At 50.4% G+C, this 24,771-nt stretch carries 21 protein-coding genes; 13 read left to right on the plus strand and 8 right to left on the minus strand.

All coding sequences use genetic code 11. The features are described from left to right. The first annotated feature begins 12 nt into the window (after window positions 1–12). The 6 genes from I2B62_RS13915 to I2B62_RS13940 all read left to right on the plus strand — a co-directional run bounded on the left by I2B62_RS13915 (window position 13) and on the right by I2B62_RS13940 (window position 7,534). Window positions 13–1,257, plus strand: coding sequence for a hypothetical protein (locus tag I2B62_RS13915; RefSeq protein ID WP_195269676.1), 1,245 nt, complete (start codon window positions 13–15; stop codon window positions 1,255–1,257). After that, entirely contained in the window at window positions 1,244–2,461 is a 1,218-nt protein-coding gene (locus I2B62_RS13920) for a glycosyltransferase (RefSeq protein ID WP_195269677.1), read from the plus strand. The genes I2B62_RS13915 and I2B62_RS13920 overlap by 14 nt, the downstream gene beginning before the upstream one ends. Then, a complete protein-coding gene (locus tag I2B62_RS13925) occupies window positions 2,436–3,545 on the plus strand; it encodes a glycosyltransferase (RefSeq protein ID WP_195269678.1) in 1,110 nt (369 codons plus the stop codon). The genes I2B62_RS13920 and I2B62_RS13925 overlap by 26 nt, the downstream gene beginning before the upstream one ends. Then, entirely contained in the window at window positions 3,523–4,692 is a 1,170-nt protein-coding gene (locus I2B62_RS13930; protein ID WP_195269679.1) for a glycosyltransferase family 4 protein, read from the plus strand. Before I2B62_RS13925 ends, I2B62_RS13930 begins: the two co-directional genes overlap by 23 nt. Then, window positions 4,625–6,016, plus strand: coding sequence for an oligosaccharide flippase family protein (locus I2B62_RS13935; RefSeq protein WP_195269680.1), 1,392 nt, complete (start codon window positions 4,625–4,627; stop codon window positions 6,014–6,016). The genes I2B62_RS13930 and I2B62_RS13935 overlap by 68 nt, the downstream gene beginning before the upstream one ends. Before the next feature lie 90 nt (window positions 6,017–6,106). Continuing rightward, entirely contained in the window at window positions 6,107–7,534 is a 1,428-nt protein-coding gene (locus I2B62_RS13940) for a sigma 54-interacting transcriptional regulator (RefSeq protein ID WP_195269681.1), read from the plus strand. A gap of 24 nt (window positions 7,535–7,558) precedes the next feature. Here the strand turns inward: I2B62_RS13940 and I2B62_RS13945 are convergent, their stop codons facing one another. The 5 genes from I2B62_RS13945 to I2B62_RS13965 form a co-directional block, all read right to left on the minus strand. Then, window positions 7,559–9,163, minus strand: a complete 1,605-nt coding sequence (locus I2B62_RS13945) for a BCCT family transporter (RefSeq protein WP_195269682.1) — start codon at window positions 9,161–9,163, stop codon at window positions 7,559–7,561. Between the two features lie 238 nt (window positions 9,164–9,401). After that, entirely contained in the window at window positions 9,402–10,967 is a 1,566-nt protein-coding gene (locus tag I2B62_RS13950; RefSeq protein ID WP_195269683.1) for a BCCT family transporter, read from the minus strand. A 94-nt stretch (window positions 10,968–11,061) separates the two neighbouring features. Further along, a complete protein-coding gene (locus tag I2B62_RS13955) occupies window positions 11,062–12,360 on the minus strand; it encodes an MFS transporter (RefSeq protein ID WP_243259534.1) in 1,299 nt (432 codons plus the stop codon). A 101-nt stretch (window positions 12,361–12,461) separates the two neighbouring features. Beyond that, window positions 12,462–13,871, minus strand: coding sequence for a trimethylamine methyltransferase family protein (locus I2B62_RS13960; RefSeq protein ID WP_195269684.1), 1,410 nt, complete (start codon window positions 13,869–13,871; stop codon window positions 12,462–12,464). A gap of 369 nt (window positions 13,872–14,240) precedes the next feature. Then, entirely contained in the window at window positions 14,241–15,140 is a 900-nt protein-coding gene (locus tag I2B62_RS13965; RefSeq protein ID WP_195269685.1) for an EamA family transporter, read from the minus strand. 177 nt (window positions 15,141–15,317) lie between these two features. On the opposite strand from I2B62_RS13965, the gene rd reads away from it, so the two are divergent. Together rd and I2B62_RS13975 are read left to right on the plus strand one after the other, a co-directional pair. Further along, window positions 15,318–15,479: a rubredoxin gene (gene rd / locus I2B62_RS13970; protein WP_013382779.1), complete on the plus strand. Its 162-nt coding sequence runs from the start codon at window positions 15,318–15,320 to the stop codon at window positions 15,477–15,479. A gap of 129 nt (window positions 15,480–15,608) precedes the next feature. Beyond that, the gene (locus I2B62_RS13975; RefSeq protein ID WP_195269686.1) at window positions 15,609–16,112 is read left to right on the plus strand and encodes a hypothetical protein; all 504 of its coding nucleotides are present in this window, start codon (window positions 15,609–15,611) and stop codon (window positions 16,110–16,112) included. Between the two features lie 113 nt (window positions 16,113–16,225). On the opposite strand, the gene I2B62_RS20680 is transcribed toward I2B62_RS13975, so the two are convergent. The 3 genes from I2B62_RS20680 to I2B62_RS13985 are packed head-to-tail and all read right to left on the minus strand — an operon-like array spanning window position 16,226 to window position 18,052. Beyond that, the gene (locus I2B62_RS20680; protein ID WP_279354796.1) at window positions 16,226–16,348 is read right to left on the minus strand and encodes a hypothetical protein; all 123 of its coding nucleotides are present in this window, start codon (window positions 16,346–16,348) and stop codon (window positions 16,226–16,228) included. 9 nt (window positions 16,349–16,357) lie between these two features. Continuing rightward, complete coding sequence (locus I2B62_RS13980) at window positions 16,358–17,518, minus strand: uroporphyrinogen decarboxylase family protein (protein WP_195269687.1); 1,161 nt, start codon at window positions 17,516–17,518, stop codon at window positions 16,358–16,360. A 9-nt stretch (window positions 17,519–17,527) separates the two neighbouring features. Further along, window positions 17,528–18,052, minus strand: a complete 525-nt coding sequence (locus I2B62_RS13985; RefSeq protein WP_195269688.1) for a DUF1097 domain-containing protein — start codon at window positions 18,050–18,052, stop codon at window positions 17,528–17,530. A gap of 267 nt (window positions 18,053–18,319) precedes the next feature. Between I2B62_RS13985 and I2B62_RS13990 the strand changes: the two genes are divergently transcribed. From I2B62_RS13990 to I2B62_RS14005, 5 genes are all read left to right on the plus strand, one after another. Continuing rightward, a complete protein-coding gene (locus I2B62_RS13990) occupies window positions 18,320–19,480 on the plus strand; it encodes a uroporphyrinogen decarboxylase family protein (protein ID WP_195269689.1) in 1,161 nt (386 codons plus the stop codon). Window positions 19,481–19,490: 10 nt separating this feature from the next. Next, window positions 19,491–19,619, plus strand: a complete 129-nt coding sequence (locus I2B62_RS20685; protein WP_279354797.1) for a hypothetical protein — start codon at window positions 19,491–19,493, stop codon at window positions 19,617–19,619. Window positions 19,620–19,694: 75 nt separating this feature from the next. After that, window positions 19,695–20,342, plus strand: a complete 648-nt coding sequence (locus I2B62_RS13995) for a TetR/AcrR family transcriptional regulator (RefSeq protein WP_195269690.1) — start codon at window positions 19,695–19,697, stop codon at window positions 20,340–20,342. Window positions 20,343–20,440: 98 nt separating this feature from the next. Beyond that, window positions 20,441–21,604 carry an exonuclease SbcCD subunit D gene (locus tag I2B62_RS14000; RefSeq protein ID WP_195269691.1) on the plus strand — a complete coding sequence of 388 codons (1,164 nt, stop codon included), beginning with the start codon at window positions 20,441–20,443 and terminating at the stop codon, window positions 21,602–21,604. Further along, on the plus strand, window positions 21,601–24,771 hold the full coding sequence (locus I2B62_RS14005) for an AAA family ATPase (protein WP_195269692.1): 3,171 nt from the start codon (window positions 21,601–21,603) through the stop codon (window positions 24,769–24,771). Before I2B62_RS14000 ends, I2B62_RS14005 begins: the two co-directional genes overlap by 4 nt.

Consider the following 24,771-nt stretch of genomic DNA (forward strand, 5'->3'; position numbering starts at 1 on the left):
GCGAGGTGGTTAATGCCAAAAAAAATACCGGTCCGGAAGCTGATTGTCTGCCTGATCTTTTACAGCCTGCTGGCAAAGCAGATTTACAGTTACTGGGGCACCGGCTATACACTCATTGAGAACAGTACCTACGGTTTTCAGCAGCTGTCGAAAATCGGCGGGATAACCATCGGCCTGGATTATCTGGCTCTGGCCCTGCTGGTCACGCTTTTTCTGGTGGAGTACCCCCGAATCATAAAAAAGCTGACCGAGCTGGGGATGACGACTCTGCTGGTGATGGCCGGCGCGGTGGTATGCTGGACAGGCATCACCCTCATGCGCTACGGCGCAAAGACGGTTTTGTACTCAGCCACCTCGCCGGAGGTTTACCTGACCATCCTGGCAGTGGTCATCGGGCTGGACGATACGCTGTACAAGAGCTTTGGAAAAATGGCCCTGCGTCTCGGAGTCCTCTCGCTGACAGCCAGCCTGGTTTTCTACGTCACCTTTCTGGGCCGGCATCCGTCCGGGTTGATGGGCAACTCCGCCGCGCTGATTTTTTATGTGCAGGGCTTCTGGCTCCTGGTTATCGGTAGCATAGATTATTACAGAAGAAAGCAGAAGCGGGGATACGTGTATTTCCTGCTCATGATCTGTGTGCTTATGGCTCTGCTGTTCAACGCCAGAAGCTACGTGATTCAGAGTATGCTCTGGATTGTGCTGTTCCCCTACATCACCACCCCGCGGAAAAAGCGGGGACGGTTCCGCGGGGTTTGGCTGGCAGTGCTGATCGCCGGAGCGGCCCTGGTTTTTGTGGAAAACTTTCAGCCGCATCTGTTTGAGGCTTTTATGGAAAAGACAGGCCGGGACACACGCTCCTTTCAGTACGCGGAGCTTTTTGCCCAGACGGCGCTTAAGGACTACCTGATCGGGCGGGGCTATGCCTTTCAGTATTATTCGCAGACCATGGGCGGTTTTTACAGCTATATTGATAACGGCTATCTGTTTCTGACAATCCGTTATGGGCTGTCCATCTGCCTGCCTTATGTGCTCATGATGCTCATGGGAATTTACAACAGCCTTTTTTACAATAAGGAACGGCTGGCCAAGGGGTATGGTTTTGTGCTGATCATGTGGATGTGCGCCATGGGCGGCCTGTCGGTTTACACCATGCTGGTTTTTGATATCAAATGCCTGGCCATCGCCGTGATTATTGGAAGAAGCCTGGCCATTCACCGGGAAAAAAGGAAAGGAAAAAAAGCCATTGTCAAAACATAAAATTTTATACGTGATCCGCTGCGGCCTGCCGGAAAACGCAGCGGGACTGCGTGTTTACCGCATGGCGCGCCTGCTTCAGAAAAGCGGGTGCAGGGTGGATTTTCTGTGCGCCCTGCCCACAGACACCCAAAACGCCGGCAGTGTTGTCTGCGCGGCAGACGGCGAGCGGACAGCCAGGCACCAGGGCTTTCAGTACTTTGTGCCAAAGGACGGCTCCGGCCGCTTAGCGAACATGCTGGAGCTGGTAAGAGCAGGCAGACTTTTTAAACGGGTCAGGGCGCGGTGTGAGCAGGAGGGCTACCATACGGTCATTCTTTACAATGACCCCGGCGCCCTGACAGTCCGCCTGGGAAAATACTGCCGGAAAAACGGTATAAGGCTGATCGGCGACGTGACAGAGTGGTATGAACGTCGGAAAACAGGAAAAATGGGCGAACGTCTGATGCCTTTTTTGGTAAACCGGCGCATACAGAAGCTGGACAGCCGGTATCTGGATGGCGTCATTGCCGTGAGCCATTTTTTTTATGAATATTACAGAAGGCGGGGGATGAAGGTTGTTTTTGTGCCGCCGCTGATGGAGGGAAACCGGGGACCGTTTGTGCTCAAGTATGACTACTATCCTTACCCGGTGGTCAATCTGGTTTATGCCGGAGCACCGGGAGAAAAGGACCTGCTGTCGCCCCTGGCCGGGGCAGTGGCGCGTCTTAACCGCCATGGAATCCGTCTGCGTCTGGATATCGCCGGCGTGTCGGAGATGGAGCTGGAAAATATCTGGAAACCTGTGGATTATAAAAAGTACGGTATTTTTGCCCACGGACGGCTGCCCCACCGCGAGGCGCTCCGGCTGGTCCGGCGCGGAGATTTCTGCGTTTTGCTGAGGCAGGCCAGGCGGTATGCGCGGGCAGGCTTTTCCACAAAGATGGCAGAATGCATGAGCAGCGGAACGGCCATGATCTGCAACGAGGTCGCCGGGCCGGAACAGCTTTTTGAAAATGGAAAAGAGGGGTTTGTCATCGCAGAAACCGGGGAACTGGAAGCCCTTCTGGAGCAGCTGGCCGGCATGGACCCTGAACAGGTTGAGGCGATAAAACGGGCGGCCCGGAAAAAAGCGGAAAGTCTTTTTAATCCCAAAACCTACAGGGCGCCGGTGATGAAATTGATTAAGGATGAGGTGAAAAATGAAAATACTGTTGATTGTGGATGATTACAGCGGTGGCGCGGGCAACATGGCGCAGCTGCTGGCAAAGCACGGAAAAGACTATGATATGGACATCAGCCTGTTGTTTTTATGGGCACGATCCCGGCCGCGGTACAGGCTGGAGGGAATTACCTGTTTTGAAAACCGGGTGGGCAGCACAAAAAAACGTATCGGGCCGTTGCTTGGAGCCATGGCTTTTATACGCAGAACCGTCAGCGCCGGGGACTATGACGCGGTGATCTCCTTTATTACAAACAACAGCATCCTGGCAGTACTCGGCCTTATCGGCAAGCGGATCCCGGTCATCGCAGCGGAGCGGAGTAATGTGAAGGTCCAGGAGTCAGAGGGGATCTGGCGGTTTTTACGGCGCTTTGCCTACAGGAGAGCCGACCGCATTGCGGTACAATTTGAAAATTTCCGGGATTTTGACCGGGGACGTTTTGTGCATAAAACCATGGTAATCCCCAACATCATTGAAGAAGCGCCGGCGGTTAAGGCGCAGAGGAAAAAGAAAGCGGATCAACCGATTCAGTTTGTCACCTTTTCGCGGCTGGCAAAGGTCAAACAGCTGGATCAGATGATCCTGTGCTTTAAGAAAATAAACGAAGAGAACCCGAATACCCGCCTCAAAATATATGGGGAGGGCAGAGAGCGGAAACGGCTGGAGGAGATGCTGATCCGTTACAGCCTGGAGGATGTGGTGTTTTTAAAGGGAAAGATAAGGAACCCCTATCCGGAGCTGCTGAAAAGTGATATTTATCTCATGACCTCAGAGCAGGAGGGCTTTCCCAACGCTCTGGGTGAGGCCATGGCTGTGGGGCTGCCGTCCGTTGTATTCGGGTGTCACAGGGGAATTGAAGCGCTGCTGGGCTGTGGCGGCTTCGTGGTAAAAGCAGGCGACAATCAGGAGTTTGTGCGGCGGGCACTGCTGCTGTGCGAAAGCAGTGGCCTGCGGGAAAAAATGGGGGGAAAAGCCTGCGAGCGCTCCAAAGCCTACGGGCCGGAGAGGGTCATGGAAATCTGGAAGCACTGCGTTATGACAGCGATAAGAAAGGAAGGAAAGGCCAGTGAAAATTCTGTGCTTTATTGATAGTCTGGGCTCTGGCGGCGCCCAGCGGCGTTTTGGAAATCTGGGCGTTCTGTTTCAGAAGGCCGGCCACGAGGTTTCCTTTCTGACCTACAGCGAAGGTGATTTTTTCAGAAAGCCGCTGAGCGAGGCCGGGATTCCCATCACAAGAATCACCGCGCGCTCAAAGCTGCTCCGGCTGGTGAAAATCCTCCGGTTTCTCAGAAGCTTTGACGGTGACCTGGTAATCTCGGTGACCGAGACGCCAAATTTTTTAGCCTGTCTGGCGAAGGGCAGAAAACAGAGGTGGCGGCTGATCACCACAGAGAGCAGCGCCAAGGCAGCGACGTTCCGCTCTCTGAAAAGAAAAGCCGCCAATGCGCTGGAACGGCGTTCAGATATAAAGGTCTGTAACTCTGAAAATGGCCGCCGCATGTGGGCTGCATACTATCCTGGGTACGCCAAAAAGCTGAGGGTCATCTATAATCCGCAGTGTGTTCCGGAAGCGTTAACCAGGGGCAAAACCGGGACTGGGCCGGTCCGGCGGCTGGTGGTGGCCGCAAGCTATCAGCGGTTGAAAAATATCGACGGCCTTATCGAGGCCGTTCACCGCCTGCCGGGCGTCATAAGAGACCGGCTTCGGATTGACTGGTACGGCAGAAAAGAGGCCACAAAGGGAGATGAGCGGATTTACCGGGAAGCGGCTGAAAAACTGAGCCGGTATGGTATTGAACAAAACATTCAGCTTCACAGTGAAACTACTGATATTTACAGAAAGATGGCCGCTGCAGACGCCGTGGGGCTTTTCAGTACAGTCGAGGGGCTCCCCAACGCAGTATGCGAGGGCATGGCCCTCGGAAAGCCCATTATCATGAGCCGTGTCTCGGATTATGAGATGCTGGTAAAGGGCAACGGTATTTTGTGTGATCCGGATGAGCCCGCCTCCATCGCCGAAGCGATCTCAAAATTCGTGGAAGCGTCGGACCAGGAGCTGTGTGAGATGGGAGAAAGGTCCAGACAGCTGGCCAGCTGCCTTTTTGATCCGGCGGAAATCCGGAACCAGTGGATAAAAATTATGAAAGCGACGAAATGGGGTGAAAGGGATGAGCCGGATTGCCGGGCAGATCAAATTGTTTTTTATGGGAAGCGCGGGCGCTTCGGCGGAGGATGAACGAAACCGGAGACGCCAGCGCGGCGTGGCGCTGACCGCGGCGGCCGCAGCTGCGTCGAAAATCTTCATGACGCTGATTCCGCTCATTACGGTCCGTGTCACGCTTGAATACATGGGTGTGGAGCTCTACGGGCTGTGGAACGCCGCCACCTCTTTTTTTGCCATGTTCACTTTTGCCGACCTGGGACTGGGGAGCGGGCTGCAGACAGAGCTGAGCCGGGCCTCAGCCCGTGACAGCGCAGCGGATAACCGTCGGATTATTTCCAGCATCTACATATTGCTCACCGGCATTGGGGCGGTTCTGCTGGTCGCCTTTGGACTGGCCAGCGCCTTTGTGGACTGGCCGGTCGTCCTGAACGCCCAGACCGGGCAGGCAGCACAGCTTGCGGGCAGCGTCATTCTGGTGATCGTGGTGCCGGCAGTCATCAACATTCCCGCATCCCTTATCCAGAGAACACAGCTGGCGCTGCAGGAGGGATACCGGTACCATCTCTGGCAGTGCTTTGGAAGCGGCCTGGGGCTTGGGCTGGTGCTCCTGGCCGCCTGGCTCGATCTCGGACCGGTGGTCATGATTGGGCTGGTATCCTCGGTAACAGTCGTTACCGCCCTGCTCAATTCCATTGTCTATTACGGATTCCAGCGGCCGGAGCTGCGGCCATCACTTCGCTTTTTTGATAAAGCTGCTGCCGGGGCAGTGCTGAAAACTGGGCTGGCCTTTTTTGTGCTGTCCATTCTGACCACACTGAGCCTGTCTGTGGATAATTTTATCGTAGGGCGGGTCAGCGGTCTGGAGGCAGTTACCCCTTATGCCCTGCAATATAAAATTGCGGGCATGATCAGCATGGTGACGCTGATGCTCAGCACACCCATGTGGTCGGCCAACGGCGAGGCCATGAGCCGCGGGGATTACGGCTGGGTAAAGCAGGCCACCGGCAAAGTGGTTAAGATATCCCTGGGCTTCTCTCTGACCGCCGCGCTGGGCTGTCTGCTGCTTGCCGGGCCGGCGCTCGCGATTCTGGGCGGCGGCACGGTGCAGGTATCCTATGCGGTGCTGTCAGGAATGTGCCTGACGCAGGTACTGCTGTCCTTTACCAGTCCGTTTTTTATGGTGCTTAACGGCGCGAAGATCATCCGGTTTCAGATCGTGATGTACCTGGTTTATACTGTGGCGTCTCTGCCCCTTAAGCTCTTTCTGTCCGGGATTTTCGGGCCGGCTGCGGTGGCCTGGACTGGGGCGCTGCTCTACCTGGCCATGGTCTGCATTCCCACGGCCATAAGGGCGGTGAAGGCAGTATCGGAAAAAGGAATGGATCCCATAATATGACTGGAAAAAGCAGCCTCTGCTATGATATAATAAGTCTATTGAAATTGTACAGTGTGTCAATTGATTTGAGAGATTATACAGAGGTACCCTATGGTAAAGATTGATAAGGAATTTGGAATTGATGAGGAATATTTGGAATACCTCCGCTCAATTCCGGTGGACGTTTATATCAAAATTTTGGAAAACTGTTCATCGGATGTCTACGTGATGGACAAGGAGGGAAAGATTATCTATGTGAACCCTAACTCCATCCGCCACTACGGTGTGGACCCCAAGGAGATGATCGGGCAGAATAATTTTTCCTTCAGAAAAGGAAAATGGACCCCCAGCGCGCTGGACAAGTGCATCAGGGAAAAACGGACGGTTTTCGCAGAGCAGAATTACCTGCTCATCGGAAAAAGCGTTTCCACGGTGCTTACACCGATTTTTGACAAAAACGGCGACATCGAAATGGTGGTCACCATTGCCAATGAACTTCCTGAAAAATACGATATGACCTGGCGGAAGCTGGACGGCCAGGAAAAAGCCGTGAGCAAAAGCAAAACCCATCTCACAGAGGCGGATGGCAAGGACGATGACGAGATCGTCGGCCAGAGCTATATTTTCTGCAAGATTCTGCTGACCATCAAAAAAGTCTCAGAATCGGACGTGCCCATTCTTTTAACCGGGGAATCCGGGGTTGGAAAGACCCTGATTGCCGAGTATGTTCATAAAACCAGCCTGAGGGCCTCGAAGCCCTTCTGGGCTATCAACTGCGCGACTATTCCTGAAAATCTGCTGGAGTCCGAATTGTTCGGCTACGCGCCCCACGCCTTTACCGGGGCCAGCGCCAAGGGCAAGGTAGGTCTTGTGGAGCTGGCTGACGGGGGAACCCTGTTTCTGGACGAAATCGGGGAGATGGCCCCAGGCCTTCAGGCCAAGCTGCTGGACGTTCTGGAAAACAAGCGTTTTATCCAAGTGGGCGGCAGCGAGATGAAGTATGTGGACATCCGCATTGTCGCAGCCACCAACGCGAACCTGGAAAAGCTGGTGGAGGAAAAGAAGTTCCGCTCAGACTTATACTGGCGGATCAACACTATTAATATCGAAATTCCAGCGCTCAGAGAGCGCCGGGAGGACATCCTGCCACTGGTCGCCTATTTTCTGAAAAAGTATAATAAAAAATATGGCAAGGACATTGATTTTTCGCCCAAGTCAATGGCGATTCTCATCGCCTACGACTGGCCGGGCAACATCCGCCAGCTGAAAAACCTCGTCGAACGGACCGTGCTCCTGTCCACCAGCGGCCCGGTTGCCCCGAAGGATTTACCGGAATTTATGACAGAGGGCATGGCCATGGTGGAGGAAACCTACAAGGAAAGCTACGACTATATTCTGGAGAGTGTGGGCAAACAGCTGATCCGGGAGTCCTACAAAAAATACAAAAACATGAAAAAGGTTGCCGAAGATCTGGATATCAGCCATTCCAAGGCCTTTCGTCTGGTCAGCGAGTACTGCAAGGATTTGATGAAGAAATAAAAAAGAGCCACAGTGGCTCTTTTTTTATTCGCAAGAAGCATCCTTTTTTTCTTCCGCATACTTTGTAGTAAAATCCTCCGGCTTAAAATCTGGTGCCGGATCTTTTTCTTTCTCGATGATCTGTGTCCGGGTCAGGCTGCCAAAATCCTGCTTCATCCATTTATACAGAGATATGACACAGAGGATCAGCGTTACAGAGACCGGAAGCGCAGAGATGATAATTGCTGATTTCAAAGAATCCAGCGGCGCCTTTGCAAACATCAGGCACAGGGGAATCGCCGTGATGACAATGGCCCAGAACAGTTTAAGGCTGTTGGGCGGGGCTTCATCATCCCGGATGTTTTTGATGGAAGCTGCGGACAGGGTAAAGACAGCGGAATCCAGAGTGGTGATAAGCAGCATGGCGCCGGTGAGAAACCAGACAAGCAGAATGACTCTGCCGAAGGGCAGCGCCGCGATAACCGTTGAAATAACCTGTTCCGGACTCTGGGTCTGGAGGATTTCGACAAAGTTAAAGGAACCGGCAAGCTGCAGCTGAAGTCCATAGTTGGACAACACGCCAAAAAACAGAACCGTGCTAAGCATGCCAGCGCCGGTGATGCACAGGAGTACCTCCTTGATGGAGCGGCCTTTGGAAATCTTAGCGATAAAGATCCACATCCAGGGTGCCAGGGTAATCCACCAGGCCCAGTAAAAGACGGTCCAGTCTGCCGTAAAGCCGGTCTTGACGATGGGCTCGGTCTCAGTGATCATGGGCACAAAGTTGGCGAGCATCATGCCAAAGCTTTTGATGGTGTTTTCCAGCTGGAACTGCGGCCCGCCAAAAATAAAGACATAGGCCAGTAAAAAAAAGCACAGGTAAATGGTGGCGTCTGAACAGAATTTCATCCCCTTGTCAAGGCCTGCGTAGGAACTGGCCGTAAAGAAAATGGTGATTGCGATCACCATGACGACCTGCATGATAAAGTTGTCGGGTGTGCCGAGACTGGTGTGCAGGCTGTTGACCAGCATAGGAATCCCTGTTCCAAAGGTTAAGATAATACCTGAAACGATTCCAAAGATAAAGATGATGTTGATAATTTTATTCCAGATTGGCCGGCCGCCTGTAATCCCCTCACAGCCGTTTGCCAGAGAGAGGCCCTCCTGTCTGCGCACATAGAAACGATAGGCCAGAGGGATGGTGCCGATGGCGTAAATTCCCCAGGCGGGAACGCCCCAATGGAAAAAATTATAGGATACAGCCACCTGCGCGGCAGCGATGCTCTCAGGCGTAATACCCGCGGGTGGCGTGACGTAGTAATAGACCCATTCAAGTACGGCCCAGTACAAAAGCCCGGCCCCCATCGTTGCGCAGAAGATCATGGCGATCCAGCTGAAGGTTTTGTACTCCGGCTGATCCTTGCCAAGCCGGATATTTCCAAATTTGGAAAAAGCCACCGCAAAGTTAAAGACGAAGATACCAATGGTGATCACAATAAAGTAAACGCCCATTTTAGTCGTAATGAAAACCCGGATTTGATTCAGGATTTCCGTCGCTGCTGTGGGCATCCATACGATGCAGACGCAAAAGACAGCAACCAGTGCCAGCGTAATAATAATAGCCCACTTATCAATTTTATACTTTTTCATGGGTCATACCTCCTTTGTCATGCAAAGATAAGCCGGTCAGGAAAATCTTTACTTTCGCAAGGTGGTATCATTTTACTATACTACAGGCGCTTTGTCCAACAGCGGGAAACGTTAATTTGATGTGGCGTGCAAAAGCCCCGGATGGTCAGGAAAAGACATCCGGGGCTTTTGAGAATTCATTGAATCCTCTGAGGGAAGGATATAACAGAAGATCGGGTTATCTTCCATTAAACGTGGGTTATTCTATATATTTTTTCGGATAATCCTGGTGCAGCCATTTGAACAAAGCCCAGATCATTAAGATCAGCAGAATAGCCGCGGGAAGTCCTACTACGATGACCACGGTTTTAATTGCCGTAATACCGCCGCCCAAACGCAGAACCGCTACGCCGAGCAGGGCAATGGTCAAGGCCCAGGTGGCACGGTTATACTTTTTAGGCTGCTGGCCATCCAGAATGTCCTTAGAGGCAATACAGCCCATGGTAAAGGACCCGGAATCAATGCAGGTTGCCAGGAAAACAAAGAACAGCATAATCATGACAATGGAAATGACATTGCTGAACGGCAGAGAATCAACGGTCTGGAGGACCGCTTCTGTTTGCCCTTTATCCAGATAGATGGCCGCCAGGTCCAGGGTGCCGGAGGATTGAAGCTTAACCGCATAATTTCCGAGAACCCAGAAAACTGACATGGTTCCGATGGAGCCTGCGCCGATGATCCCGAAAAGAAGCTCTCGAATGCTTCTGCCCTTGGAAACCCGGGCGATAAAGATGGACATAAATGGAATATCCACAATCCACCACACCCAGTAGAAAACGGTCCAGTCCTGGGCAAAGGTATCTCCGCCCATGGCGTCAGTATAGGTGGCCATATGGAAAAAGTTTGTGGCGAGCGACCCGGTTTCTTCGACAATGCTTCTTAAAATATAAAGCGGGTCGGATACGAAGAATACAAGGAGCAGCAAAATTCCAAGAAGCCACATATTGATATCACTCAGCACTTTGATTCCCTTTGTCAGTCCCCTGTAGACACTGATAGTGAAAATTGCAGTCCAGATAGCGAGCACAGCAAATTGCAGATAGTCGTTGTTGGGCAGCCCTGTCAGGCTTGAGATTAAGGTGGTCAGTACCGGAACGCCAAAGCCAAGACTTGGCCCAAAAGTACAGAAAGTAAAGAATATTGAGGCAATGTCAATGCCCTTTCCCAGTACGCCGTTGGCATTTTTTTCGCCAATTACATCAGACAAAACATGGGAGAGCTGAAGCCGTTTTCTTTTGCGCTTATAAAAACAGTAAGCGACCACCAGACCACTCAAGGCAAAGAACGCCCAGGCGATCGGCCCCCAATGAAAAAGGCCGTAGACAACAGACATATCAAAGGCCTGCTCAGAAAAAGGCTCATAGCCGAAAGGCGGCTTGATTAAATATTCCATCGGTTCACAGATCGCCCACATCAGCGTTGAAGAGCCGATGGCGGAAAAGTAGATCATGAACAGCCAGCTCCAGAAACCAAATTCCGGCTTTTCGCCGTCGTTGGACAGGCGGATTTTACCATAGCGGCTGATGCCGATAAAGATGGAGATCACAATCACGGCAAGACCGAGGGTCATAAAGAACCAGTCGAACTGCGTGACAACAAATTTTCGTGCAATTTCAACAACATATAAAGCGGAATCCGGAAAAACAATACAGTATCCGCATACCAAAACGATGACGATGAGCGCGGTAAAATAGATGGTTTTGTCCACCTCAACATCGTAGACATCCTCAACGGGTTTTTCTTTTTTGGGTTTATCGCTTTTCATGTCTTTTCACCTCCTAGTGATATTGACATACGATAAAGAAAGGCCGGCCACACAGACCGGCCTTTGCATCAAATTTTCAGAGTACATTCTGAGATTATTCGGTCATTTCAGAGGAAGCGTCAACTTCCGGCGCATTTTTCTTTTTGACATAGATGCGGACAGCCACAGAGCAGAGCACTGCGACGACTGAAGCCGCGATCAGGAAGCAGCCAAAGCTCATCTGATAGCCCTGCATACCCGGATATTGATCCAGCCAGTTACCAGTGATCACCGGAACAAACATATCGGGAATAAAAGCGATAACCGACAGGATACCAGTGGCAGCGCCGAAGATGGTGGTTGGCACGCCGGATTCAGTAAACTGGGAAGATGCAACCCCGTATGCGCCAGTCAGGAAGAAGCCGATGGCCAGGATTAAAACAATGGCGACCATGAGCAATCCAGCCGTTGTCGGCAGGAAAATCAAAATAGCTGAACAGACAGCCGTCAAGGCCATGATCAGGATAAGGACCTTGGCCGGTGAGTTGATTTTGGTAGCAATGCTGCCGATGATCGGGGCAGAAAGCAGGGCGATACCGTAAGTACGGATCATACCGACCGTTGAGGTAATGCCCATGGAAGCGCCGAAAACATCGGTCAGGTATGGTGTAGTGTAAGCCATGGCGGCGTAGGCACAGTAAACGAAAAACATGGATGCTGTGGTCAGCCAAACACCGGGATGCTTGATGGCTTCTTTAAATTCGTTGAGATTGAGGCTTTGTCCCTCTTTAATTTCGTCATCAAATTTTGGAACAAAGAGCAGGGTGGCAATACCGAAAATAACATTTAAGATAGCACTGACAACTAATACGACGATAAAACCAGCCGCTGAATCTGAAACGAAAGCATTGAATATCTGTTGTGAGACGAAGCCCAGGATCAGGCCGCCCACCCCATAGATACCATAGCTCAGGCCGATGTTTCTGGAGTAGGTTGCGTCATCGCTGACCAGACGGATCAGCTTATAGCGGATCCCCCAGAAAATCAGGGTACTGGTCACGCCGAGAAGGCCAAAAATAATCATGACGCTGGTGTAGGACGGAAGGGTCGCGAACCAGCAGATTACAGCAGCGGTGGTAAAGAAACCAACGGCGGCAAGGTATTTTGCCCGGATTTTATCTGCGATGATCCCCCCCGGAAGATAGCAGATGGTGGCAACCAGGCCGTAGATGCCCCCGGTAGCACCAAGCTGGGCGTTGTTGATGTTGAGGCTGGTCATCATGGTGTCATAAAACGAAAAACGGAAATAAATAATCTGGAACAGAACGGCTGAGCCAAAGCTGACCAGAAAAATGATCAGCATGGTCCGGAATTTACTTAGATTATCTTTATTGGTAACGCTGTTATTCATCATAGGTCTCCTCTCTCCTTGATAAAAAAGTAGTGCAAAATAAGTTTGGTTTTGCCGAATCCCTATTTTGCACTAATGAAATGGGTTAGTTATTGTTAAGGAATTTAGAACATGAATTCTTCAGGAATCAAGTCTGCGATGATCTTTTCCTGGAATGCTTCGAGCTTGGTTGGCAGTTCGTAGTTGGCTACGCGGTCCTGCCAGGCCTTGCGGGCAAGTTCCTGTACGGTCGGGCTGCCGGCCGCTTCCCAGTTACCAATGGATTGACGGTTGTACAGTGGCGGCAGGAAGAAGTCTGCCTTGTACAGCTTGTTGGTACGGGCGATGTAGTTGGTTTTGTGTTCAACTTTTTCCATCTTATCCATCATGAGTGTCTGGTCATTGATGGTGGTTCCTTTTAAGAGATGTTTAACGATGCGGGCCGTTTGTTCGTCGAGCATGTATTTTTCATAGCCTAAAGCACCATAGGAATCTAAGATACCGCCGAGCATGTATAATTGTTCGGGTTCTACCATGTAGCCGGATAAGCAGATCAGCATGGATTCAGCGCCGCTCTGGTAGTCGTCTTCTTTGGCGTCTGCGAGACAGCCGTTGGCACGGCAGGGAAGTCCGTAGAAATCTGCCAGTTCACGCATGGTACAGAAGGACTGGAAGGTTTCCGGTCCGCCGCATACGCACAGAGAGTATCTCAGGTCACATTCCAGTGAGCTCAGCTGATAGATAACCGGTGCGCCCGGCTGAACGAGCTGAGATAATACAAGGCCGGCCAGCAGTTCGGTGTTGTTCTGAACAGTGGTGGAAGCCAAGGTCGGTGGAGAGGTCATGCCAGCTAAGCCAACGCCGGTGATAACCAGGGCCTGTCCCATTCTGGCGTAAGTGATGATGGTGTCGCACATTTCCTTGTTCCATGCAAATGGAGCAGAGTTTGTGGCCAGAGTAATGGTCTGGCAGTGTTCATGGTCATCATTGAAGTCCTGAACCAGCTTGATGAACTTTTCACAGCGTTCTTTGGTACCATTGTGACCGCCGATTAATTTGTCAGAATATTTTAAGTTTGCCAGAGTAGTCCATTCGGTGTGGATCTTGGTGGGGATATCGTTTGGAACGACGATGTCCGCGTCGATCAGGTGCATGATGTCGCTGTCCTGATGAATTTTAATGAAGTTGATATAATCTTCTGCGTTGGCTTTGCGGTAAACGCCATTGTCCAGAACATTGACCGGACCCAGAGAAGACTGAACCATCATTTCCTGTCCGACGCCTGTTGTGAACTTCATGCCTCTTGAGTACATGTCAAAGGTCTTTGGCACCAGGGCCACACATTTATTAACCAGATCTTCGCCGATATAGACGATCTTGCCGTCTACCTTACAGCCGGCTTTTGCCAGGATATCGCGAGCTTCTTCGTTATCAAATAAAATCCCCTTATTTGCGAGCAGATACAAGCTTTTGTCGTGAATCAGTTCGATGTCCTCTTTGCGAGTGAATAAATTGGAATAAAAGTTACGTGTCATAATCATTACCCTCCATGATCATTATGTGTTTTTTCTTATGCCTTTATATAACGCAAGTCCCGTGCCAAAAAATCGAAAAGGAAGGAATGGCTAGAATCAGCCGTTTTTTGTAAAAAATAATATTAAAGGATTTCAAAGATGAAATATGTTGATTTTTCTCCTTGATTCTGAATTTCTATTTTAAAATTAATGGTATTTTACGAAAAATTAGAATGGGTCACTTTTAAGCGGTACGGTTTGCCTTATATATAAATAAGGAAGAATAAAGGAAAAAAAGGTGCAGAAAGACAGAATAAAAAGCCGGAAAAGCCCAATGAGCTCTCCGGCAGGGGGTAAAATTTTGAGTTTAGAAAAAATTCAAAAATGAAATCAGGCCTCCGGCTCAATTTCATTTTCAGAATTACGCCGGTGTTTTTCCGGCAGAGCGGTCAGGCAAACCGACAAAACAACCAGACCCGCGCCGAGCAGCTGCAGAACCGTAAAGGTCTCGCCGAGCACAAAAGCACTGAAGATAATCGTGACGACTGGTACAAAATTGACAAGAATGGTCACGGTAAGAATCGGAATGCTCCGGAGGGCATACATATAGGTGAGGTTGGCGGTGGCGGAAACCAGTACCGCCAGAAACAGGAAATTGATGATGATCTCTCCGGTAAAAAGGCTGAAAACCGGCGGGAAAGCAATGGTGAGGGGCAGGGTAACCCCGGCAATACAGGCCGAAAGGTAGGCGGTAATATCCAGCCCGGTATAACGGCTGTAAAGCGGCTTGGCCTGATAATTATATAAAAGCCAGCCAAGTCCTGAAAGGATCATGGCGCCGCAGCCCCAGGGATTAATCTGAATTTCAGAAAGCCCCACAATCATGACAACACCCACGACCGAAAAGGCCACGGCGGCAGCCTTGATCAGGGTGAACCGCTGCTTTAAGATTACCGTATCTATGAGCATGCAGAAAATCGGGACAAGACTCAATAAAATGGAAGCCATGGAGGCACCGGTCAGATCCACGCCCACTGCCTCAAAAACATAGTAGCCAGTAAAGCCGATGAACCCCGCGATTAAAACGCGTGGAAGGTCCTTTTTTAAAAGCCGCTGCTCCGGCTCCAGCTTTCGCTTGACCAGCAGCAGAATAACGGCCGCGATGGCAAAACGGCCAAAGATCAGAGAATATACTGAAAAAGCCTGAAGACAGATCTTTGTGCTGATAAAAGAAATGCCCCAGAAGATAAGGGTATAGGAAATGGCCAGATAGGGTTTGATTTTTTGCATAAGCGCCTCCAATGACAGGTGTCGAAAACTATTATACCTTAAAATCCCGAAATGTTTAAGTTTCCATTGAAAAATAGAGAAAATTTCGTTATAATTGCGGTAACGGAGTTTAAAATCAAATTCTCCGGGGTATATACAAGATAAATAAATTCTGAACCTTCGAAGGAGGAGAAAAAAATGCAAAAATATGTTTGTGATATCTGTGGTTATGTTTATGATCCCGCTGTCGGTGATCCGGATAACGGTGTAGCTCCTGGAACAGCTTTTGCCGATCTGCCTGAAGACTGGGTTTGCCCGGAATGCGGCGTCAGCAAAGACGAATTTTCACCAGAAGCTTAATTAAGGCTTATGAATAAGTCCCTGGACTGCCAGGGATTTTTTATTTTTTGTGATTTTGAGGCGGCCTTGCAAAACTTGCCTAAATCGGGTATGATAATTGAAAAGAATCGATTATCAAGGGAGATTATTATGGCAGTTAAGGCAAGAGAAGAGGTCCGCAGCCGGGAGTTCAGCGCCATCGGTATGATACTGATCGGGCTGTTTGTCGTGGCCTACGTTTTTATTTACAACCGTTCCATCAGTCAGATGGACGACTACGCTTTGAAAACAGGGATTGGCATTGCGGCTCTGGTCGTGATGATTGTGGTATTTATTGTGATTCTGCGTTTCATTACCACCGGCTTTTTTATGCTGCTGACGCATCAGAGCCTGAGCATTGAGCGGAAAATCTTTTTCTGGCGCAAGGAGGTTGCGGATATACCGGTAAAGGCAATGTTTGACGTTGTGCCGGAGGAAGCCTTTAAAGGGATCAGCGGCCGGGTGAAAAATTATACGGTAGCCCGGATTGAAAACAAGGCTAAATACGTGGTGCTCTACCGTGAGGGTGATCAGGTACGCGGCGCTAAAATCCAGTGCTCCTCCAAATTTCACAAGATGTTAAAAAGCCAGGTCAGCCAGAATAAAAAGGCTTAAGGGGCAATTAAGAAAAAAGCAGTATGATAATGCTGTAAACAAGTTACCCTCTTTCAAAATTTTTACAAACCAGCCGGAGTATTCGTACTCCGGCTTTTGTGTTTTTTTGACGGTTAGTATTCGATGAGGTTAAAGCCTGTGAGCGAAGCGATAGCGGCTCTCAGGTCAGCGTCTTCGCACCACGAAGCATCTGCTGCAAGCTTTTCCAAAAGTTCTAAAATCATTTCCTGTTCCATAGGGCCTCCTCAGTATTTTCCATATTCGTGGACGAAAGCGTTAACCGCTTTTAAGTTTTCAACGTTGACGTCATTGGCAGATAAAAGGGCTTTTCCGGTACAGTAGATAAAACCACCGCCAGGCGCACATACATCAATAATTTCTTTTGCGCAGTCGAGGCATTCCTGAACACTGCCGTGCCGCAGCAGCCCCATGGGGATACCGCCGATGAGGGTTGCGACGTCGCCGATTTCTTTTTTTGCTGTGAATAGATCCTCATAATTTTCAACCTCACAGACCAGTGATGATTTTGGGAGTTCCCGAAAGTAGTCATAGTAAGGACGGTAATCCCCTTCAAGTATCTGATAAATTTTACCGCCACGGCCAGCGACTTCAAGGGCCATCTGTTTATAGGTCGGCCAGAAAAAACGTTCAAATTTTTTTGGACCAATAAAATCCGGTGAATGCAGCGGCGACATAGCAAATGGAAAATCTCCCGGAAAACCCTTCAGGGTATCTTCGATATAAATCGAATAGATCGCTTCACAGGCAGCGACAACCAACTCTGGGCAGCGCTTCATGTCCAGAGAGAGCCCTTTGAAGCCCCGCAGCCGGTCAAAGAGCACATCCAGCGGCGCGTAAACGCGGCAGGCACCTGTGGCAAGAGGAAAAACACCATATTTTTCACGGGCAGTTTTCTCAACGGCGGCGTTGGCAGTAATCCAGGAAAGGGTTTGAACGGCACATTTTTTCAAGGTTTCATAGCGTGGCTTTTCCGGATCGTTCAATATTGGGAATTTTTTTAACGGGTAGGCGTGGAACAAAAAGTGTTTCGGATTGTCAATGAGCGCGGGATATTCGGAGGCGTCCATCATACAGGACTCCTGATGCTGGATGGTAACGCCGTCTGAAGAGATAAAAAGCGCATTGCTGCCAAGCGTCTCCATCATGCGCAGCGGGGTAGAGATGCCCATGCTGTGCTGTGTGTCAAAATAGATATCGTCTAGGAAGGAAGTCCATTTTTCTGCCAGCAGCTCCGGGTTGTCGAGCAAAGCGTTGGTTTTGGCGCCAGCATAAGCAATGGCCCAGGTAGTAATATCACCGTGAACCGGAACGCGTGACGGCTCGCGGTGGTTTGTGGTCGCCATGACATCTCGAAGCCGGGAGCGGTAAAGTGAATCGGCATTCATACAGAGCCTCTATTCTGAATCAGGTGTGGGTGAAACCGATTCTGGTTTTTCACGGGCAGTTTTTGGCAGACGCTCGGCGATCGGTCCGGAAACAACCGCGACCATAACCCCGAGTGTCAAAACGAGAATAACACCCAGTATTTGTCCGGGACCTTCCATAAAAACACAGGTCACCGCGCCGTAAACAAGCGGCAGCTGGTTAAACCAGGTTTTCTGAAGGACGATCAAGTGGAGCGGCGCGCTGCAGAGCACAAAAATGAAGATGCCGAGCCAGAAAGCCAGATCGGCATTCATGCCCAGGGCGTGCAAAAAGCCGTCGAGTTGAAAGTATAACAGCGCCCAGATAGAGCCAGCCAGCAGAGACGCAATAAAATTTGGGGTTTGCTTTGGCGTGGGTCCTGCGGCAAAGGTGAGGCCAAGACCGATAAAAAAAACGGACAGCATTGCCGGAAAGGGTGAATGCATGACAATGACGAGAGCCGTAGCGACCAGAACCGCCAGAACAATACTGGTTTTTAACAGATAAGATTTCATATTTTCTCCTTATTACCGCGCGTTCTCAGGCAGAGTCCCGTCAGCCACAGAGAAGGCGTGATTCGTATTTTTCCCGGTTAATACAATAACAGGTTACAACGATTACGTTTAAATGTCAAGAAAATTAATAATATTTTCGGATTTAAAAATAAAAATACGAAATATGTTGACAAAGAGACAGAAGGGCTGTATGATAAAAATATGAACTGCAGTTTAAGTCCCGGTTAATACGATGATGTAATTATTTTGGAGAGAAAAGGTAACAATATGAAATCAGTCAACGAAATTTATGATGAAAAGGTCTGCCGCATTCAGACTACGATCCGGCATGAGGAGCCGGACACCGTGCCGGTTATGACATTGGCGGAAAGCTGGGTTCTTGGCTACGCAGGTCATAAAATAACGGATGTTGAGGAAGATCCGGAGCTCGAACTCCAGTGTTTTAAAAAAATGTGTCAGGAAATTTACTGCGATATGGTCTATACCTCTGCATTAACCAGAGACATCACAATTTATAATCCCATGGAGGGAAGTCCGTACTTCTATTCTTCCGATGGGGTAACAGTTCAGCATAAGGAGTATGTTTTCATGGAAGCAGACGAGTACGGAAAGCTGGCGGCTGATCCGATGAAATTCGTATTAAATGAACTGTATCCGAGAATGTATCCGGCGCTCAGCAAGCCCTACCCTGAAAACCTGGAGGCGTTGAAAAAGGCCTTTGCGGCCTATAACCGATATCTGCAGAAAATGATGAGCTCGGCTGTCCGCCTTAAGGAAGATCTGGGGATGCCGACCATTGTGGAGGGAATTGCCATTTCGCCTGTGGATATATTGATGTCTTATTTCAGAGGCCTCAGAAATATTCAGTGTGACTTCCGGCGCAATCCGCAAGGGATTATTGAGGCTGCGGACGCATTGATTCCGCTGGTCATTGAAAATATCAGGCATGGCCGTCAATCGCTGGAATCCGACAGCTGTTTTCTGATCCCGACATTTTTGCCGACTTATATGAGTGCGAAGCAGTTTGAAAAAATTTACTGGCCGTCTTTTAAAAAAATGGTGGATCAGATCGCGGCGCTGAACGGAAAAATGTTAATTTTTATGGAAGGAAGCTGGGAGCATCTCTATGAATTTGTCAATGAAATCCCTAAAAATACGGCGATTACCATCCTTGAGAAGGCAGATATCTTTAAAGCAAAAGATCTGATCGGAAAGACAGTGACGCTGGCCGGCGGCATGCCCCTGGAGCAGCTGCGTTACAGGGGCAGACAGGAATGCCTGGATCATGCGAAAAAGGTCGTGGACTACTGTGCTCCTGGCGGCGGCTTTATCTTTACAAATGATAAAACCGCTCTGGCTCCGAACGATGTTAACATCGAGAATCTGAAGGCAGTCAACGCCTTTGTGCACGAATACGGAAAGCATTAGGAGGATAATTATGGGCGAAAAAGAAAAAAACGTTGAAGAACTGTTTCTGGAATTGAAAAAAGAGATGGATTTCCTGCCTGAGGACGATCAGGTAAGAGAAGGATATCTTTTCGGATTTGAGTTTCTTCTTTTAACTTAAGGGCTCTTGTTGACAAATTTTTAAGAAATCCGTAGAATACAAGAAGATAAAGCATTTGAAGGAAGGATTTCAATCATGGCAACGCAAAAGGGAAGAACGAGTAAAATGCAGATTTATGAGGCTGCGAAAAAGCTTTTCTACGAGAAGGGCTATCTGGATACGACCATCAAGGAGATTGCGGACAGCGCAGATGCGAAGGTTGGCACCGTGACATACTATTATCATAAAAAAGAAGAATTCTTTTATGAGATCTATCAGGAATTAATCGGGAATATCTATGCCTTTGTCGATAAATACGCAGATACACCGCTGAGTACGGTTCAGAAATTTATGTTTTTTTTCAGGGTTTTTTACGATGTTATTTCAAACGATCCGGCCAATGAAAAAATGGTGTACGAATTTTTGGATAACAAGTCCCTGGATTACTATTTTGAAGAGCCGCTGACAACACTTGTGAACGAAGTGATTAAAACACAGCATGACATTACAAGCCAAGAGGAGCTGGAGCTTTTTTCGATCGCTTATTTTGGCATACAGCGGCAGCTGATGACTTATTACTTGGAAAGAAAAGACCGCGTGCGCTATGAAACCTTTCTGTCCGTTATCTTCCGGTCTACCGGCTCATTTTTCGGATTGTCCAGAAAAGAGATCAATGAAACGGTTTTGGATATGGAGCGTTTTATACAGAAAAATGATGTGACAGAAGTAAAATTTTTGGTATAGACAGAAGTCTTTAATTTATATAAAAGCCGGGGCCCGGTGGCTCCGGCTTTTGTGTTTTTTGCCCGAATCCGCTATACTTGTCTTAAAGGAGAATGATCATGAAAATACTACACACCTCAGACTGGCATGTTGGCCGGACACTCAATGAAAAAAGCCTGCTGGAAGATCAGGAGGCTCTGCTCACGCAGCTGGTGGACTGGCTTGATCGGGAGCGGCCGGACATGCTTCTGGTGGCTGGCGACATCTACGACCGGTCTGTCCCCTCCAAGGAAGCCCTTGGGCTGGTGGACACAGTGCTCTCGGAAATTATCCTGAATTTGAAAATTCCCGTGCTGCTCATCGGCGGTAACCACGACGGCCGTGAGCGGCTGGCCATGAACGGCGGTATTCTTGAAAAGCAGGGGCTCCACATTGCGGGCAATTATCAGCCGGGACAGGAGCCTGTGAGGCTCAGTGACGAATGGGGCGAGGTCTGCTTCTGGACAGTGCCCTTTATCAAGCCGGTGGAATACCGGAGCCTGCTCAAGCTTGAAAAAACCATAAGCTATGATGAGATGTACCGGGAGATCACCGCTGAGATTACAGCGCGGATGGACACGGCCAAGCGGAATGTGCTGGTTTCGCACGGCCTGATCTTAGGGAATGCAATGGATATCGAGACCATTGACGATTCGGTCAGGCCCATTGAGATCGGTGGTATTGAGTACGCCTGCGCCGAAGCCTTTGAAGCCTTTGACTACGTGGCCCTGGGACACCTGCACAGGCCGCAGAAGGTGCTGTGGGATAAGGTGCGCTATTCCGGTTCTCTGCTGAAATACTCCTTTTCGGAGTGGAACCAGAAAAAGTCTGTGACGTTGGTGGAGCTCGGGGAAAAGGGGTCGCTGAAGCTGGAGCCGGTCAGCTTTAAACCGCTGCGCGACCTGCGGGTCATCCACGGGAAGCTTGAAGCGCTCACCGCGCTCACCGCCTACGAGGCCGAGGGCCGGCAGGACTACCTGAAGGTGATTCTGGAGGATCAGGAACGGCTGGTAAATCCCATGGACAAGCTGCGCAGGGTTTACCCAAATGTGCTGGAGATGGCCTATGAAAAGCGGGAAAAAACTGAAGCGCAGAAGAGCAGCCGACGCATCAAGGAGCGGATACAGGACCCGCTGAAGCTGTTTGAGGATTTTTACGCCTTTGTCAACGGTGAGGCCATGCAGCCAGACGAGCAGGCTGTGATCACGGAGCTGCTGGAGACGACCATGGAGGAAGAAAAATGAAACCCATTGCCCTTTATATGCACCATTTTGGTCCTTTTACGGAGGAGAAAATTGACTTTACAAAACTGGACAAGGAGCTTTTTCTGATCGCCGGGCCCACCGGCAGCGGTAAGACCACCATTTTTGACGGGCTGTGCTATGCTCTGTACGGCGAGGGCAGCAATACCTTCCGCCAGTCACGGGAGATGAAAAGCCAGTTTGGCGACCCGCTGGAAATGATGTGGGTTGATTTTACCTTTGAATTGCGGGAAAAAACCTACCGGATCAAGCGCATCCCTGAGCAGGACAGAAAAAAAGAGCGCGGCCAGGGCACAGCCCGGCAGAAGCACGAAGCCGTACTGTACGAGCTGGCACACGGTGAGGAAAAGCTGATCTCTGCCTCGGTGGCTGAGGTGGGGGAAAAGGTCCAGGAGATCCTCGGCATCAACGCCAACCAGTTCCGCCAGATCGTCATGCTGCCCCAGGGTGAGTTCAGCCGCCTGCTAAAAGCCCGGGAAGAAGAACGGGTCGAGCTCTTAAAAAGTATTTTCCGCATGGATTTGTACAATAACCTCAAGGACAAGGTGGCTTCAGGCCTGCGTGAAATCCGCGGACGCCACAATGATCTGAGCGTTGAGATGGACACCGAACGCCAGCACATTAAAAGCAGTGCGGATTCCGCGCTGGCGGAAACCCTTGCCCAGAATGACAAAACCATGGATTACGTGCTGGATTTAACCCGGAAGGAAATCCAGACCGACACAGCCAAAATCGCCGCCCTGGCCGCGCAGGAAAAACAGACGGTCCAGACACTGGAACAGCTGCGCATTACTCTGGCTGCCGGCGAGCAGATCAACAGCCGGTTTGAGCAGCTGGAAGCTCAAAGAAAACGCCTGAAAGAGCTGGAGCAGGAGCGGGACGTGATCCGGGAAAAAGAGGAAGCTCTGGCCCTGTCGAAAAAAGCCCTGTCGGTCAAGCCCTATGAGGAAGCCTGGACCCGGGCTTACCGTCAGAAGGAAAGAGCCGAAGCCGAACTGAAAGGCGTTCGGGAACGGCTGGAGACCTGCCGAAAAGCCCTTGAAAAATCAGAGACAGAATACGAGGCGGTCAGCGCGCCTGCGTACAGCGCGGTGATCGAGCAGCTGCAGGAAAAGCTGGATATTGAAAAAAGGCTGGCGGAGAGCCTGCGCGCCTATGAGGAAAAGCATACGGGTCTGCAGAAACGAAGCGGCGAGCTGGCACAGCTTGAGGAAAAGGGAAAACGCCAGCAGGAGGACAGCGAGTCATTAAAAAAGCTGGAGCATGAGAGCTATACTCTGGATAAGGAAATTTTTGAGCTGGAAAAGGCCTTTCAGAGAAGCGGACACGAGCTGGAAAATTTGGCAGGCCGGCAGAAACGGGTGGAGGAAGCGCTGGAGATTTACCGCGTCATCGAAAGCCGGGAGCAGCGGATCGCCGACCTGAGAAAGGAATGGAAAGAGAATCAGAACCATATCAAGGCACAGGAGGCAGCCTGCCAGGCTCTTGCGGAAAGACAGCGGCAGCAAACCGCTGCGGGCCTGGCCGCAGGCCTTGAGGAGGGCCAGCCCTGCCCGGTGTGCGGCAGCGTCCATCATCCCCAGAGAGCCGAAGCCCAAGAAGCTGTCGATGAGGCGGTTCTGTCAGAGACAACCGAGCGGCTGAATACACTGAAGATAAAAAGCGGTTCCCTGAAAAATGATGGAACCCTGCAGCGCAGGGAAATCGAAACCCGACAGGCAGAGCTTCTGACCCGCCTTGCAGAGATCATGGCGGTCACGGACAATGCGCTGCCGGCTAAAGCGGAAGTGAGCAGCCTGCAAAAGAATTTGGAGGAGCGTTTTGAGGTTCTGCACGCAAAATGCCAGAATGCTGAAAAGCAGCTGAAGGCCAAACAAAAGGAGAAAAGCGGTCTGGAAGCAGTGGAAAAAAAGCTGAAAGTCCAGCTGGAAAGCTATGGAGCCCTGGAGGAGCAGCTGAAAGAAGCCCGGGAGGAAGCCGGCCTGCTGCGCGGGCAGCTCTCCCAGATGGAGCAGCAGATAAAAGTTTTGGCAGAGACGTTGAAATTTCCGCCTGAAATGGACAATCCGGGAGAGTTTCTAAATAAAATCGAAAGTTTTGAGCGTAATACCCGCGCGTTAATCGCAGAAAAGAAGGGGTATAAAGATAACATTCAGGCGAACCACCAGAAGCTATTGCAGGAGGAAGCCGTCGAGGCCGCCAATTACAAAAGCGGCAGCCGGACGCTCGAAAAGGCAGCGGAAGATGAGGACAAGCTGAACAATGACTACAGCAATGCCCTCCGCAGTGCCGGACTTACGCCGGAGGCCTACGCGGGCTGCCATAACATGAGCGGTGAAGCGATCCAGACCATGGAAGCCGCGCTGGAGCAGTACCGGTTTAACCTCAAAAGCACTGCCGAAAGGGTGCAGGAGCTCGAGGACGGGCTCCGGGATAAAACGCCCGTTGAGCTTACGCGTTACCGTGAAGACCAGCAGGCGCTGGAAGCGCAGATCGAAGGCTGCCGCCGTGAGGCGACTATCCTGAATGAAAAAAATGCCCAGAATCGTCGGCAGATCGGGAAAATTGAAGGGCTGGCACAGGAACTGAAGGAGGTGGAGCGTCTCCAGGGAATTTACACCCACCTGGACCAGACCATCAAGGGTACCCTGGCCGGAAAGCCCAAGATCAGCTTTGAACGGTATATCCTGTCCGCTTATCTTCAGGACATTCTGGAAAGCGCCAACGTTTTTCTGGAGAAAATGTCCTCAGGCCGTTACCGGCTGGAGGTCATGGGAGATTTCAGGCAATCCGGCAACCGCGGTCTGGAAATTGAGGTGGTGGACGCCTATACAGGGCTGCGCCGCAGTGCGAACACCCTGTCGGGCGGAGAAACCTTTATGGCGGCGCTGTCCATGGCCCTTGGGCTATCGGATATTGTCCAGTCCTACGCAGGCGGCATCTCCCTGGATACTATTTTTATCGACGAGGGCTTTGCCACACTGGACCCAGAGGCTCTTGATAATGCCATCAGCTGTCTGCTGGCCATCAAAAACGACGGCCGCACCGTGGGCATTATCTCTCACGTTGAGGAGCTGAAGGACCGTATCGATACCAAAATTATTGTGGAAAAAACCGAAACGGGAAGCCATATTGACATTTCCTGTTAA

It is taken from the genome of Eubacterium sp. 1001713B170207_170306_E7 (genome assembly GCF_015547515.1).
Classification (GTDB): Bacteria; Bacillota; Clostridia; order Eubacteriales; family Eubacteriaceae; genus Eubacterium.